The organism is Mesorhizobium sp. M0938, assembly GCF_040319125.1.
In the GTDB taxonomy this organism is placed as follows: Bacteria; Pseudomonadota; Alphaproteobacteria; order Rhizobiales; family Rhizobiaceae; genus Mesorhizobium; species Mesorhizobium robiniae.
The window spans coordinates 290,859-305,591 of sequence record NZ_JAMYNS010000005.1 but is presented as its reverse complement, the minus strand read 5'-3'; the positions used below and the strand labels follow the sequence as shown (position 1 = coordinate 305,591).

General features: G+C 61.9%; 12 protein-coding genes. 7 read left to right on the top strand and 5 right to left on the bottom strand.

The genetic code is table 11. The features are described 5' to 3' along the window. The first annotated feature begins 103 nt into the window (after positions 1-103). Together NKH73_RS11355 and NKH73_RS11350 are read left to right on the top strand one after the other, a co-directional pair. Positions 104-2,086 carry a protein-L-isoaspartate(D-aspartate) O-methyltransferase gene (locus NKH73_RS11355; RefSeq protein WP_352931273.1) on the top strand — a complete coding sequence of 661 codons (1,983 nt, stop codon included), beginning with the start codon at positions 104-106 and terminating at the stop codon, positions 2,084-2,086. Positions 2,087-2,183: 97 nt separating this feature from the next. Continuing rightward, the gene (locus tag NKH73_RS11350) at positions 2,184-2,390 is read left to right on the top strand and encodes a hypothetical protein (protein WP_352931271.1); all 207 of its coding nucleotides are present in this window, start codon (positions 2,184-2,186) and stop codon (positions 2,388-2,390) included. Positions 2,391-2,408: 18 nt separating this feature from the next. Here the strand turns inward: NKH73_RS11350 and NKH73_RS11345 are convergent, their stop codons facing one another. The 5 genes from NKH73_RS11345 to NKH73_RS11325 all read right to left on the bottom strand — a co-directional run bounded on the left by NKH73_RS11345 (position 2,409) and on the right by NKH73_RS11325 (position 8,946). Beyond that, positions 2,409-2,906 carry a DUF1772 domain-containing protein gene (locus tag NKH73_RS11345; protein ID WP_352931269.1) on the bottom strand — a complete coding sequence of 166 codons (498 nt, stop codon included), beginning with the start codon at positions 2,904-2,906 and terminating at the stop codon, positions 2,409-2,411. 462 nt (positions 2,907-3,368) lie between these two features. Then, the gene (locus NKH73_RS11340) at positions 3,369-4,955 is read right to left on the bottom strand and encodes a SpoVR family protein (protein WP_352931267.1); all 1,587 of its coding nucleotides are present in this window, start codon (positions 4,953-4,955) and stop codon (positions 3,369-3,371) included. A gap of 9 nt (positions 4,956-4,964) precedes the next feature. After that, complete coding sequence (locus NKH73_RS11335) at positions 4,965-6,272, bottom strand: YeaH/YhbH family protein (RefSeq protein ID WP_352931265.1); 1,308 nt, start codon at positions 6,270-6,272, stop codon at positions 4,965-4,967. A gap of 18 nt (positions 6,273-6,290) precedes the next feature. Continuing rightward, positions 6,291-8,240 (bottom strand): PrkA family serine protein kinase, encoded by a 1,950-nt coding sequence (locus tag NKH73_RS11330; RefSeq protein WP_352931263.1) that lies wholly within the window; start codon positions 8,238-8,240, stop codon positions 6,291-6,293. 268 nt (positions 8,241-8,508) lie between these two features. Continuing rightward, positions 8,509-8,946, bottom strand: coding sequence for a DUF2267 domain-containing protein (locus tag NKH73_RS11325; protein WP_352931261.1), 438 nt, complete (start codon positions 8,944-8,946; stop codon positions 8,509-8,511). Between the two features lie 182 nt (positions 8,947-9,128). Between NKH73_RS11325 and coxB the strand changes: the two genes are divergently transcribed. The 5 genes from coxB to NKH73_RS11300 are packed head-to-tail and all read left to right on the top strand — an operon-like array spanning position 9,129 to position 14,706. Then, positions 9,129-10,106, top strand: coding sequence for a cytochrome c oxidase subunit II (gene coxB / locus NKH73_RS11320; protein WP_352931259.1), 978 nt, complete (start codon positions 9,129-9,131; stop codon positions 10,104-10,106). Then, entirely contained in the window at positions 10,103-12,613 is a 2,511-nt protein-coding gene (gene ctaD, locus NKH73_RS11315) for a cytochrome c oxidase subunit I (protein WP_352931257.1), read from the top strand. The genes coxB and ctaD overlap by 4 nt, the downstream gene beginning before the upstream one ends. A gap of 7 nt (positions 12,614-12,620) precedes the next feature. After that, entirely contained in the window at positions 12,621-13,001 is a 381-nt protein-coding gene (locus NKH73_RS11310) for a hypothetical protein (protein WP_352931255.1), read from the top strand. Continuing rightward, complete coding sequence (locus tag NKH73_RS11305; RefSeq protein WP_352931253.1) at positions 12,998-13,621, top strand: cytochrome c oxidase assembly protein; 624 nt, start codon at positions 12,998-13,000, stop codon at positions 13,619-13,621. The genes NKH73_RS11310 and NKH73_RS11305 overlap by 4 nt, the downstream gene beginning before the upstream one ends. Then, positions 13,621-14,706, top strand: a complete 1,086-nt coding sequence (locus NKH73_RS11300; protein ID WP_352931251.1) for a c-type cytochrome — start codon at positions 13,621-13,623, stop codon at positions 14,704-14,706. The genes NKH73_RS11305 and NKH73_RS11300 overlap by 1 nt, the downstream gene beginning before the upstream one ends. Positions 14,707-14,733 lie beyond the last annotated feature (27 nt).

The window sequence follows — 14,733 nt, the reverse complement described above, 5'->3', positions numbered from 1 at the left end:
AGCGCTGCCGGGCCGAGCGCACGCCGATCGAGGGATTGTCGCCGGTTGGCACGATTGAGGGCACAATCGGGCGGGGGCCACCAGCTTGCAAGAGGAGCAAAAGATGCTCGATCTTCCCGATGCTCGCAACCGAATGGTCGAAGTCCATCTCAGCCGCCGTGGTATCCGTGACCGCGAGGTGCTGGATGCGATGCGTGAGGTTCCGCGCGAGGCTTTCGTCGCACCCGGCTTTGAAGAATTCGCCTACGAGGATGGGCCGCTGCCGATCGCCGAGGGTCAGACGATATCGCAGCCCTACATCGTCGCCTTGATGATCGAGATGGCGGAGATCGGTCCAGGCGACCATGTCCTGGAGGTTGGCACCGGTTCAGGCTACGCGGCTGCCGTGATGAGCCGGATCGTCGAACGCGTTTACACGATCGAACGCCACGCTGGGTTGGCCGAGACGGCGAGACAGCGGTTCGAAGAACTCGGCTATGACAATATCGAAGTCCGCACCGGCGATGGCACCAAGGGCTGGCCCGACGCAGCGCCCTTCGACGCCATTCTGGTCGCCGCCGGCGGACCTGGTGCGCCGCTTGCGCTTCAGGAACAGCTCGACGTCGGCGGCAGGCTCGTCATCCCGGTCGGCGACGAACCGCACGATCAGCGCCTTCTCAAGGTCACCCGAACCGGCGCTGCAACCTACAGCGAGGAGGATTTCGGCGGCGTGCGGTTCGTGCCGCTCATCGGCGAGCAGGGCTGGCCCGAGAGCGGCAGCCATATCGCGACCGCACGCGCGCGCACGCGCAGCCTGCCGGAGATGATCGCGGCAGCGGCCGAACCGCTGCCGGATTTCGACGATCCGGCGTTCGGGGAATTGTTCGACCGGTTTGGCGACCGCCGCATAGTCTTGCTCGGCGAAGCGAGCCACGGCACGTCGGAGTTCTACCGGGCCCGCGCTGCGATCACCCGCAGGCTCATCGAAAAGCATGGCTTCACCATCGTCGCTGTCGAGGCCGATTGGCCTGACGCTGCGGCGGTCGACCGCTACGTCCGCCGCCGGCCGCCACGGGCCGACGCCGATCCGCCGTTCCAGCGGTTTCCCACCTGGATGTGGCGCAACACGGACGTTGCGGCATTCGTCGACTGGATGCGATATCACAATGAACGGATCAGGATATCGTCGCGACTGGCGGGATTCTATGGCCTCGACATCTACAATATGGGCGGATCGATCGCCGCGGTTCTGCAATATCTCGACAGGGTCGATCCGCAGGCGGCAAAGATCGCACGTGAACGCTATGGCTGCCTGACGCCCTGGCAAAATGAGCCCTCCACCTACGGCCGCGTCGCACTCACCTCCGGCTACGAGAAATGCGAGGAGGCGGTGCTGGAACAATGCCGCGAACTGCTTGCCAAGCAACTTGACTATGCGCAGGAGGATGGCGTCGATTTTCTGGATGCCACCCAGAATGCCCGGTTGATCGCTTCCGCAGAACGCTACTATCGGATCATGTATTATGGCGGCGCGCAGTCCTGGAACTTGCGCGACACCCACATGTTCGAGACGCTCGAGCATCTCATCGAAGCCCGCGGGCCAAACGCCAAGGCGGTCGTCTGGGCGCATAATTCCCACATCGGCGATGCCCGCTACACCGAGATGGGGGTTGTCAGGGACGAAGTGAACATCGGCCAGTTCTGCCGCCAGCGTTTCGGCGACGAGGCTGCCTTGATCGGGCTCAGCACGCATTCGGGGACGGTCGCCGCGGCCTCCGACTGGGACGGTGAGATGGAGATCAAACGGGTGCGGCCTTCCCATGGCGATAGCTACGAGCGGCTTTGCCATGACTGCGGCGTCTCGCGTTTCCTGCTCGACATCAAGCGCGACGACGATCTCCGCAAGCGGCTGTCGGAACGGCGGCTGGAGCGCTTCATCGGCGTGATCTATCGGCCGGAAACCGAACTGCGCAGCCATTACGCGGATGCTTCTCTTGCCCAGCAATTTGACGCGTTCGTCTGGTTTGACGAAACCGCCGCGGTGACGCCGCTTGGGCCGGAGCATGTCGGAACCGGCTTTCCCGACACCTATCCATTCGGGCTTTAGCGCCCTCGCAATCAGAGCCGTATCAGGCTGCCTTTCGCCGGAACATTCATCGCGCCCTGCTGTTTCTAGAGCAGGACCCTTTCGAAGGAGTTGTGCTATGAGCGGAACCAAACATCCAAAATGGAAAAAACCGAGCGATGCCGATCTGAGGAACAATCCTGGAATAGGGACGTCCAAGGGCACGATCAAGGAAGGCGACGAAATCGTACTTGACGGCGAAAACACGATCGAAGGTGACGTCGAGAACGACACGAACGCCCTTGGCGGGATCAATCCAAGGCAGAAGATGCGGACCAACAAATAGCGCTGCCATTCCCAGGCGCTATTCACTCCCAGCAAAAAATGTCGCGGCAACGGCAACCGAGATCAGGCTCAGCATAGCCAGGCCCGCCCTGGCAACATGCGAAGCCTCCCAGATGTTGCGCAGTTCTTTCCAGTCGCCGCTTTGCTTACGAGAGAACATCGAAAAGAATGCCGCGGCTGGTTTCGGCACGGCGATATCCTGCACCCAGAAATTGTTGACGGGATGCGTGACCAGCCAATAGGTCGCATGTCCCGCCACCAAGAAGACAAGGGCCGCCAAGGTCCACCAGAATCGAGCGCTTGCGTAGGGCGTCAGGTAGAGCAGGATGGCGAGTGCAATGATGCCGCCGATCTCGGCAAACCCGCCAACAGTGAAGCCGGGATAGTAGATCGCCTGCACAGATTTGTAGGTGGCCTCCTTGAGGCGCAACTTGCCGGGCAACTCCAACGCATGCGCGAGCGAGAGCGCCATTGTGATTGCAACCAGAAGAAGGGCGACAATCATGAACGCGCGCATGCCGTTACTCCCTGAACCGTGCCTCGCAATACGCAGCGTACATAGGGTGCTCCCCGACGCGGTAAAGGTGACGAAAGTGACGGCAGGGAACCATCGTTAGGCACGATGGTTGTCATCCCAGGGTGATCCTCCTTGGGGAACATCCCAGGCGATTCTCCTCGAGGAAACGGACATGACCGATCCTGATCCGAACAATCCCGTGCCGATACCGGATAATCCCAATCCTGAGCCCGCCCGGCCACCCGCTCCGCCGGAAACGCCGCCGGATGAGCCTCCGGGCGTGCCTCCGCCTTCGCCTGATCCCGTTCCCAGCCCGGAGAGGCAGCCCGTCGAAATTCCTCCCGATACGCCATCCGAGATTCCCACGCAGCCGACCTTCCCGGGTCCTACGGCCAGATTATCGGACCCCAAGAATGGAAACCGGCGGTAGAGCGACGCCGTCGCCGGCCATCCCGGTTTTGGTCATTCCCCAATTTGGCTGGTCGAACGTTCGTTAAGCGTCACGCCCGTTTGCGCATCGATCGCCGCCAGACTGACCTCATAGCCCCAGAGGCGACGGATATGGCGCAGCGTGGCGTCGCGATTGGCCTCCTCCAGGGTAATGCCGTTCTTCACCTTGTGCTCCAGTCGCAACTGTCGGTCGCCGAGCAGATCCACATCCACCACCTGGATATCCGGCCGGCTCGCGCCGATGTCGTAGCTGTGGGCGAGCCCGGCGCGTATCTTTTCGTAGCCACGCTCATTGTGTATCGACGCGACCTCGTAATGCGGTTCGCTGGCGGCATCGGTGAGGATGAAGAACCGCCATTTACGCATCAGGGCGGGGCTCAGATATTGGCGGATGAAAGATTCGTCGCGATGGTTAGCCCACGCGTCGAGCAGGGTCTCGCGCCAATTGCCGTTGCCGGCGATATCGGGGAACCAGTCGCGATCCTCGGCGGTCGGCTCGGTCGATATGCGCTGGATGTCCTGCATCATGTCGAGGCCCAGGGCATAAGGATTGATGCCGGAAAAACGCGGATCGTCGAAGGCCGGCTGAAAGACCACGTTCGAATGGTTGCGCAGGATTTCCAGCATCGCGCCTTCGCTGATCAGGCCGCGATCGAACAGCGTGTTCATCAGCGTGTAGTGCACGAAGGTGGCGCAACCTTCATTCATCACCTGCGTTTGCCGCTGCGGATAAAAGTACTGCGCCACGACGCGGACGATCCTGAGGATTTCACGCTGCCAAGGCTCCAGGACCAGGCTGTTTTTTTCAAGGAAGTAGAGCAGGTTTTCCTCCGGCAGTTTGAGCGTTTTCTTCCGCTCCACCGTACCGGGGTCCTTTTCTCCAATATTGTCTCCGCTCTTCGAACGCGGGAGCGTGCGCCACAGATCGTTATAGGAACGCTCTTCGTATTCCAGGCGCTCGCGGACGCCTTCGCGCTGCCTTTCCGACGACAGCTTCGGCGGCCGGTGATATCTGAACACGCCCTGCTCCATCAGCGCGTGAGCCGAGTCGAGGATCGCCTCCACCGCGGCCACGCCGTGCCGCTCCTCACAACGAGCGATATAACTCTTGGCGAAATCCAGATAGCTCAGGATCGCGCTGGCATCCGTCCACTGCCGAAACAGATGATTGTTCTTGAAAAAATGATTGTGGCCGAGCGCCGCATGGGCCGTCACCAGGGCCTGCAGAGCCATGGTGTTTTCCTCCATCAGGTAGACGATGCAAGGATTGGAGTTGATGACCAGTTCGTAGGCCAGACCCCGGCCCGCCTTGCGATAGAGCAACTCCTGGTAGAGGAAATGCTTGCCGAAGGACCAGTGACGATACATCAGCGGCATGCCTACCGATGAATAGGCATCGAGCATCTGCTGGGACGAGATGATCTCCATCTGCACCGGATAGACGTCGAGGTGAAGCTCTTCGATTGCGATCGCCTCGATTGTCTCGTAGGCGCGCGACAGCGTCTTGAAGTCCCAGTCGGAGCCTGAAAAGAGCAGACCTGATTTGCTGGTTTGGCTGGATTTGCTGGTCTGGCCGGATTTGCTGATCTGGTTCGCCATCGGTTCCCCTCAAGCGCTCTTCTGCAGGGCCGGCTGCCTGGCAAAGAGCTGACGAAAGACCGGATAGATGTCGGCTGCGTTGGCTATGCGGCTCATCTGGAAATTCGGCCATCTCTGGTTGACGGCGCTGTAGGCGCGCCAGAGCGAGGTTCCATTATCGGTGGCGCCGAAAATATGGCTCTCGCGTTCGTCGAGGATCTCGACATAGGCGAAGTACTGGCACAGGCGCATGATCTGGCCGTCCATAAGGCCGATGCAGCGCTCGGAATCGGTTACGAAATTGTCGCCGTCCGATGCTTGGGCGGCATAGATGTTCCATTCGTTGCTGGGATAGCGTTGCTCGATGATGCGGTGCATCTCCTCGAGTGCCGTGGAAACGACCGTGCCACCGCTTTGCGTATTGTAGAAGAAGGTTTCCTCGTCGACTTCCTGCGCCTCGTGCGTATGACGGATGAAGACGATATCGGTGCGATCGTAGCGCCGTTTCAGGAAGAGGTGCAGCAGCACGAAGAAGCGCTTGGCCAAGTCCTTCTCGCGTTCGCCCATCGAGCCCGATACGTCCATGAGACAGAACATGACCGCGTTGGCATTCGGCACCGGCCGGTTATCGAAACGGTTGAACCGGATGTCGACGGGGTCGACATAGGCGATCCGCTTGCGGCGGCGCTCAAGTCGCTCGAGCTCTTCGCGCAACGCTGTGATGCGCTGGCGTGCCGCCGCGCCCTGGGGCTCTGCCTCCAGGATTGCCAGTTCCTCCGCAACCGCATCGAGATCCTTTTGTTTGGGACGCCTGAGCGCAATCCGGCGGCCATGGCTGTTTCGCATCGTGCGCCCGACATTGATATTGGTCGGGGCACCGGTCGCGGCGAATCCGGCCCGGCGCGGCTTGAAGGCAAGTATCTCCTTGAGGTTGAGCTTGACCATATCGGGAAGTTCTAGATCCTCGAAGAAGAGGTCGAGCACCTCCTCGCGCGAGAGCACGAAACGAAAATCGTCTTCCGAGACCGTTTTCCCGGGAGAGCCACCGCCGCCGCCCTGGCCGGGCTTGGGAACCCGGTCGCCTGGGGCGAAATGCTTGTTGCCCGGCAGGATATGCTGCCGCTTGCCGCTGTCCTTCGCATCGCTGAAGCTCGGCTCGGCTGTGCCCCTCGCTGGCATAGACACGGCGTGTTCGGCATCCACATCCGCGATCTTGCCGGTGCGGATCTGATCGCGGATGCTTCGCTTCAGCTCCTCGCGCGCACGCTTCAAGAAGCGCTGGCGGTTGCCGAGGCTCTTGTCCTTTGGGTTCAGTCGGCGATCGATGAAGATCGGCATGGAACCATCCCGGCCGGACTAACCCGCCTTGTTCACCCGCATGTACCAATCCACCAGCCGGCGGACCTGACGTTCGGTGTAACCGCGTCCAACCATCCGGTGCACGAACTCGGTATGACGCTTCTCCGTCACGCTGTCCTGCTTGGAGCCGAAGCTGATCACCGGCAGCAGGTCCTCGACCTGGCCGAACATCCGCTTCTCGATGACTTCGCGCAGCTTCTCGTAACTTGTCCATGACGGATTGCGGCCATGGTTCCTCGCCCGGGCGCGCAACGTAAATTTCACGACCTCGTTGCGGAAGTCCTTGGGATTGGCGATGCCGGCCGGCTTTTCGACTTGCGACAGTTCGTTGTCCAGCACCTCGCGATTGAGGATCTGGCCGGTATCGGGATCTTTGTAGTCCTGATCCTCGATCCAGGCATCGGCGTAGGCGATGTAGCGGTCGAACAGGTTCTGGCCGTATTCGCTGTAGGATTCCAGATAGGCCTTCTGGATCTCATGGCCGATGAACTCGGCGTAACGCGTGGCCAGTTCCGACTTTATGAAGTCGAGATAGGCGGCTTCCGTTTCCTTCGGGAACTGCTCACGCTTGATCGCCTCTTCCAGAATGTACATCAGATGCACAGGATCGGCGGCCACTTCATTGGTGTCGTAGTTGAAGGTCTGCGACAGGATCTTGAACGCAAAGCGCGTGCTGACGCCGGTCATGCCTTCGTCGACACCGGCGGCATCGCGGTATTCCTGAACCGACTTCGCCTTGGGATCTATGTCCTTGAGGTTCTCGCCGTCATAGACTCGCATCTTCGTGTAAAGCGGCGAATTGTCGTGCTCGGCGAGCCGCGTCGAGACGGTGAACCGGCTGAGGATGTCCAGCACTTCCGGAGCACATGGACTGGAAGCCAATTCGCTTTCGCGCAGCAGCTTTTCGTAGATCTGCCTTTCCTCAGTGACCCGCAGGCAGTACGGCACCTTGACCACCAGGATACGGTCGAGGAACGCCTCGTTGTTTTTGTTGTTCTTGAACTGCAGCCATTCCGATTCGTTGGAATGGGCTACGACGATGCCCTGATAAGGGAAAGATCCGAAGTTTTCCGTGCCGTTGTAGCTGCCTTCCTGGGTAGCGGTCAGCAAAGGATGGAGGACCTTGATCGGCGCCTTGAACATCTCGACGAACTCAAGCAAGCCTTGGGTGGTCCGGTTAAGGCCGCCGCTGTAGGAATAGGCGTCCGGATCGGACTGGCTGAAATTCTCGAGTTGTCTTATGTCGACCTTGCCGACCAGGGCCGAAACGTCCTGGTTGTTCTCGTCGCCCGGCTCGGTCTTCGCAATGCCGATCTGGCGCAGCCGCGACGGCATCAGCTTGACAACGCTGAACTTGGATATGTCGCCCGATAGTTCGTCGAGGCGCTTGGCCGCCCACGGCGAGATCAGGCCGTTCAGCCGGCGCCGAGCGATGCCGTATTTGTCCTCCAGCAAGTCGCCCATGCGATCGGGATGGAAAAGCCCGAGCGGCGATTCGAAAACCGGGCTGATCTGGCCGCCGACCTTCAGCGTGTAGATCGGACGCTCCTCCATCAGCTTTTTCAGCCGTTCGGCGAGCGAGGACTTGCCGCCACCGACCGGGCCGAGCAAATAGAGTATCTGTTTGCGTTCCTCGAGCCCTTGAGAGGCGTAGCGGAAATAGCCGGCAATGCGCTCGATCGTGTCCTCCATGCCATAGAACTCGGCGAAGGAGGGATACACTTTGATTGTTCTGTTTGCGAAAATGCGGCCGAGCCGCTCATCCTTACTGGTGTCGATCAGGGTGGGTTCGCCAATCGCCTCGACCATCCGTTCGGGCGCCGAGGCGTACATCGATTTATCCTCGCGGCAGGCAAGGAGATATTGCTGGATGCTTATCTCCTCTTGCGCCGCGTTCGTATAAATCTCCGAAAACAGATCGAAGACGTCGGAGTGGTTCTCGCGCATGGTATCCTCGCCCCGGCCGGTCTGGTTGCTGTCGCCTCTTCACTCAACTGTCGGAAAGCCTTTGTGGTTCCCTACCTTCACGTAGTGCGTCTGAGGCCGGATGTTAGGGGTCCAGACAGATATCGTGAACGTCTGAAACACGGCCAGCGACTCGCTCGCACAATGAGACGTTTCCAAGGAATGTCCATTCTTCCACCAGCGCCTGCCGAGCGCAACAGCCCGCTGCGAACAAGTCGTTTTCCGGAGCAATGAATCAGGCCGCTTGCAGCTAGACTCCGACACTCTCGGGCCAAAGCGCCTGGATCTGCTTCGGCAATGCGTCTCGCACTTTCGCCGGCTGGCCGAGGTCGACATGCCTGGCGACAACTTTGAACACGGATCTCGCCGCATCCTCGGGATTCACGGGCCGACTGGATTTCATCTCCTCGGCGATGCGCTGCAGGAAATCCTCCAACGAACGGCTGTCGGCTGGCAGATCATGCGGCCGATACCGGTCATAATAGGCTCCGCGTATGAGAAGCGGCAGCCCTGCCCCCAGATTGGCAGCCAGCTCGATCTGCAGCCAATCCCGTAAGGTGCGTAAAACGGCTCCCAGCATATGCCAGGCAACGCGCCTGTCGGGCCCGTGATCGGCCATGATCTCGTCCAGCCAGATGTTTGTCGTCTGCAGGGTTTTGTCAAAAACCTCCAAGCCGGTTGCGCTCATCGTCGCCTCCTTTGGCATGGGCAATCCCACCATGACGGCCAAACGGGGATCGAGCGCAATTGTTTCGTCGCTCGTCGAAAAATTGCCGAAAGAGAGCAGCGGCGCGAATGCAGCTTTGGTTCGAAAGCTCAGTGCCCGGAACTTCCGCCCCTCTCGCCAGTTTATCCGCGGAGGGGTAGGAAATGGGTCCATACTTCAGCCTGACCGCTGCGTCATTATTACTCGCGAGCGGCTTTGCCGGCGTGCCGTCGGCACTTGAGCCGGCGGGAGAGGAAGCGCAGCAGATAGCCGTGCTGTTCTGGGTAATGCTAAGCGGCGGCGCGGTCATTTGGCTGGGCGTGGTCGGCCTGCTTCTTCATTCAGCCCTATTCAATCGTCGCGTGCTGAACGAAAGGTCTGCCAGCCGGATCATCCTTTGGGGCGGCGTGATCTTCCCGTCGGTCACGCTTTGTGCCCTGCTCGCCTATGCACTGTGGCTGATGCCTGGCCTTCGGCCCTTCGCCCAGGCGAGTTCCGCCGGGCTGCGGATCGAAATAACCGGCAAGCAGTTCTGGTGGGAAATTGTCTATCACCCGTCTCAGGGACCGCCGGTCGCTTCCGCCAACGAGATCAGGCTGCCGGTCGGCGAGCGGGTCGAACTAACCTTGAAAAGCGCCGATGTGATCCATTCCTTCTGGATCCCCTCGCTCGGCGGCAAGATGGACATGATCCCCGGCCGCACCAACAGGCTTTCGCTTATGGCCACGAAACCCGGTGTCTTCCGGGGGCCCTGCGCGGAATATTGCGGTACGTCCCACGCGCTGATGGCATTCTCGGCTGTGGCGATGGAACCCGACAAATTCCGGTCCTGGCTGGCGGCCCAGGCAATTCCCGCGGAACGGGCAGGCGCGGGCGGCGGCGCGCTGTTCCTGCGCCATGGCTGCGGGTCCTGCCATTTCGTCGCGGGTACCGATGCGCGTGGCACGATCGGCCCGGATCTCTCGCATCTCGGTTCCCGCGTTACCGTCGGAGCCGGCATCCTGCCCAATACCGAAGACGCCATCGCCCGCTTCATCGCCCGGCCCGAACGGATCAAACCCGGCTCCAGCATGCCGGCCTTCGACATGTTGCCGCCGGACGACATTCGCGCCATGGCCGTCTGGCTGAGAGGCCTGCAATGAGCGCTGAGGTCAACGAGCGTTCACGGCAAGAATACAAGGCGCAGGAGGAGCGGCTGCGCGCCGTGTGGGCCAATCCGACCGGCTGGCGCTACTGGGCCTCGGTGAACAACTTCCAGGTCGGCCTCTGGTACGGCTCGACGGCCTTCGCCTTCATGCTGTTCGCCGGCGTGCTCGCGCTGCTCATGCGCCTCCAGCTCGCCGTGCCCGACAACGACTTCCTGTCGGCCGACTTCTTCAACCAGGCTTTCACCCTGCACGGCACGGTGATGATGTTCCTGTTCGCGGTGCCGATCTTCGAGGCGGTCGCGATCTTCCTCCTGCCGCCCATGCTGGGTGCGCGCGAGATGCCGTTCCCACGCCTCGGGGCCTTCAGTTTTTGGAGCTTTTTCCTCGGCGGCATCTTCGTCTGCGGCTCGATCTTCTTCGGTGCGGCGCCGTCGTCAGGCTGGTTCATGTATCCGCCGCTCGCCACAGACAAGGAATTCTCCGGCATCGGCGCCGACATCTGGCTGCTCGGCCTTTCCTTCATCGAAGTCGCCTCGATCGCTGCCGCGGTCGAACTCATCGTCGGCATCATGAAATGCCGCGCGCCCGGCATGCGCGTCAACCTGATGCCGCTCTTCGCCTGGTACCTGCTGATCGTGGCGGGAATGATCCTGTTCGCCTTCCCGCCGCTGATCGCCGGCGACCTCCTGTTCGAGATGGAACGGATGTTCGATTGGCCGTTCTTCGATGCGGCGCGCGGCGGCGACCCGTTGCTCTGGCAGCATCTGTTCTGGATCTTCGGCCATCCGGAGGTCTACATCATCTTCCTGCCGGCGATCGCGCTGATGGCGATGATCGTGCCGACTTTTTCCCAGCGTCCGATCGTCGGCTATTCCTGGATAGTGCTCGCGGCAGTGGGGACGGGGTTCCTCTCCTTCGGCCTGTGGGTACATCATATGTTTGCGACAGGCCTGCCGCAGATCTCGCTGGCTTTCTTCTCGGCTGCCTCCGAGGCGGTGGCGATACCGACGGGTGTACAGATCTTCGTCTTCATCGCCACCATGCTGGCCGGCCGGGTGATTTTCTCGACCCCGATGCTGTTCGGTGCCGGGGGGCTCGCCATCTTCGTCATTGGCGGGCTGACGGGCGTCATGGTGGCGCTCGCGCCCTTCGACTGGCAGGCGCACGACACCTATTTCGTCGTCGCGCACCTGCATTATGTGCTGATCGGCGGCATGCTTTTTCCGGTCGTAGCCGGCCTCTATTACTACTACCCGCTGATCGACGCGAAGAAACTCTCCGACCGGCTGGGGCGGGTCGCCTTCTGGCTGATGTTCTGCGGCTTCAACATCGCCTTCTTCCCCATGCATCTGAGCGGCCTGCGCGGCATGCCTCGACGCGTCTTCACCTATCCGGCCGAAATCGGCTGGGATTGGCTGAACCTGATCTCGACGGCCGGAGCCTTCGTTTTCGCCGCGGGCGTGCTGGTGGTTGTCTTCGACACGCTCCGGCCGAAACACCGGCAGCCGCGCGGCGAGCTCAACCCATGGAACGCCGGCACTCTGGAATGGATTTCCGAGCCGGAGGAGAACTGGGGCGTCCGCTCGATACCCATCGTGCGCAGCCGCTACCCGCTCTGGGACCAGAAGGACCTTGTGCGCAAGGTCAATGAAGGCCGCTATTACCTGCCCGACGCGGAAGAGGGATGGCGCGAGGGATTGGTGACCTCCGTACTCGACGCCGAGCCCATCCAGGTGCTGCGAGTCGGCGGCACCTCCTATGTCACCATCGTCTCGGCCCTTTCGCTCGGGGCTACTTTCATCGCGCTGACCTTCCACTGGTGGATCGCCACGGCGCTGTCCGCGATCATCTGCTTTTGCGCCGTCATCTATTGGCTCTGGACGGGAACCGGCGAAATCCCCGAGAAGCCGACAAAGCATGTCGGCCTCGACCTCAGCCTGCCGCTTTATGCCTCCGGCCCCGATTCGGTCGGCTGGTGGGCAATGTTCATCACCATGGTCGGCGACGGCACAGCCTTCGCCAGCCTGGTCTTCGGCTATTTCTTCTACTGGACGATCCACGCCGACTTCACCGCAGGGATTTCCGGGCCTGACCCAGTCTGGTCGCTGGCGGCTGCCATCCTGTTCGCCGCAGCATGGGGCCTGATGATGGCGGCCCGCAGGTTCAACAGGCGAGGCGCCACGACCGCCATGCGGGGCCTGCTGGTGCTGTCCCTGTTAACGACCGTCGGCGCGTCCGTCGCAGGCCTGGCCGGACCGTGGCCCATGGACCCGACGAGCCACGTCTATCCCGCTATCGTGTGGATTCTCGTGCTCTGGGTGCTCGCCCATGCTGCCGTCGGCACGGTCATGCAGGCCTATTGCCTGGCACGTTCGCTGGCGGGCCGGCTGACGCAGAAGCATGATATGGACCTGAGCAACGTGGTGCTCTACTGGCATTTCCTGCTGATCGCCGCCGTCATCACCTTCGCCATCATCGGCCTTTTTCCGGCGGCGATGTGAGGCGGCGATGCGGCTCATCCCCAAACAGATCGAGACACTCTGGACGCTGTTCACCGCACCTGTGGTCTGGGCTGCGCATTTCCTCGTTTGCTACATAGGTGCGGCGGTCTATTGCGCAAAACCCGAGCTGGTCGGACTGGGTTTCAGTGCCGTGCGCGCCGGAATCGCCGCCGCCACTATGATCGCCCTCTCACTGATCGCGCTGTCCGCATGGCTCGCCTGGCGGCAATGGGGCTTCGGCACCGACGATCCGCCCCATGACGATCCGACGAGACGAGACCGGACCCTGTTTCAGGGCTTTGCGACGTTGCTGCTCTCGGGTCTCAGCTTCATCGCCGTGATCTTCACCGCGATGCCCGCGCTGTTCCTGACGGAGTGTATCCGGTGAGACGAGCCTGCCTCATCCTGGGTGTCTTCATCCTCGCCCTGGTCTGGCTCGGACCGCTGCTCGACGCCTGGCGGGATTCGTTCTCGGCGCACATGCTGGCGCATATGGGAGTGGTGGCGATCGCTGCGCCGCTGATTGCGATCGGGCTCCCGCTCGGCCAAATACCAGGTGCGAGCCGGGCGTTCGCCCTCGCCCTGCCCGCCTCCCTCGTCGAACTCATCGTCGTCTGGTCCTGGCACGCGCCGGCCCTGCGGGCTCTGGCGCAAAGCTCGCTGTTGGCCACCGCCATCGAGCAGGCCACGTTTCTCGCCGCCGGGCTGTTCTTGTGGCTGGCCTGCCTGCCGCGCCGCGGCACGGATGCCACGGGCAATGCCGCCGGAGCCTTCGCCCTGCTTCTCACCTCAATCCATATGACCTTGCTCGGCGCGTTGCTGGCGCTGACCCCAAGGCCGCTATTCGGCACAGGCGAGGTAAGCTGCTTCGGCGTGGCGCTTTCCGCGCAGCAGGATCAGGAGCTTGGCGGCGTCATCATGCTTCTGGTTGGTGCAGCGGTCTATCTGGCCGGCGGCTTGACGCTTTTCGCACGCATGCTCGCCACTCCGTCACGGGAGACAGGCTGATGCATATCAGCTGGAAGAAGCTCGCCATAGCGCTTGCCATTCTACCCTTCGTCGTGGTGCTGGCGGCCTGGATCGGCTTTTTCAATGTCGGTGCCTCAAGCGGCCACTGGAAGATTACGGAATGGTTTCTCCATTTCGCCATGCGATCGGCAGTGCGCACCTATGCGCTTGCGGTCGACGTCCCGGACTCTCTGCCGCGCCATGCGATCCAGCCGGCCGCCGGGCATTTCGCGCGCGGCTGCGCCATCTGTCACGGTGCGCCGGGCGAGCCGCGATCTCCTGTCGTCGCAAGCATGCTGCCGCAGCCGCCCGACCTTGCCGGAACCGTCGGCGAATGGACCGACGCGCAGCTTTTCCGCATCGTCAAGCACGGCGTGCGTTTCACCGGCATGCCGGCCTGGCCGACGCAGGAACGCGACGACGAGGTCTGGGCCATGATCGCCTTCCTGCGCGAGCTGCCGGCGATGGACGAAGCCACCTATCGGGACCTCGCCTATGGAGAAACGCTTACGCCTCCTGCAGGCGATGCCGGGGCCCTGCCGCAGGCGCTCGCGGATTGCGTCCGCTGCCACAGTGGAAACGGGCGGGGTCGCGGTCCCGCGATACCCGTTCTCGCCGGGCAGAGCGAAACCTATCTCCTTGAAAGCCTGCGTGCCTACGCCGAGGGAAGCCGGGCAAGCGGGATGATGAGCCTGCCCGCCATTGAGGCAGGACCTCAGTTCTGGCCGGACCTGGCCAGGCATTTCGCTGCCCTGCCGACGACGCACCCCGGCAGCGGCGGCGATCCCGGGCTTGTCCGGCGCGGTAGGGAAATCGCCGAGAGGGGCATGAGGGACACCGGCGTGCCCGCCTGTCTCGGCTGTCATGGAAGACAGGACCGCAGTCCGCTCTATCCCTCCATCGCTGGCCAGCCTGAGCGCTACATCGGGGCGCAGCTCGAGCTGTTCAGGGCGGGAAAGCGAGGTGGAACGCGCTTCGGCCATCTCATGGCCAATGCCGCGAAGGGGCTGACGGATGACGACATCCGCGCGCTTGCCGCCTATTTCTCCCTATTGGCCGCTCCGGCCGCAACCGGAACGCGATAAGCGCGTTTGCGTTCTTTCGATGTTGCG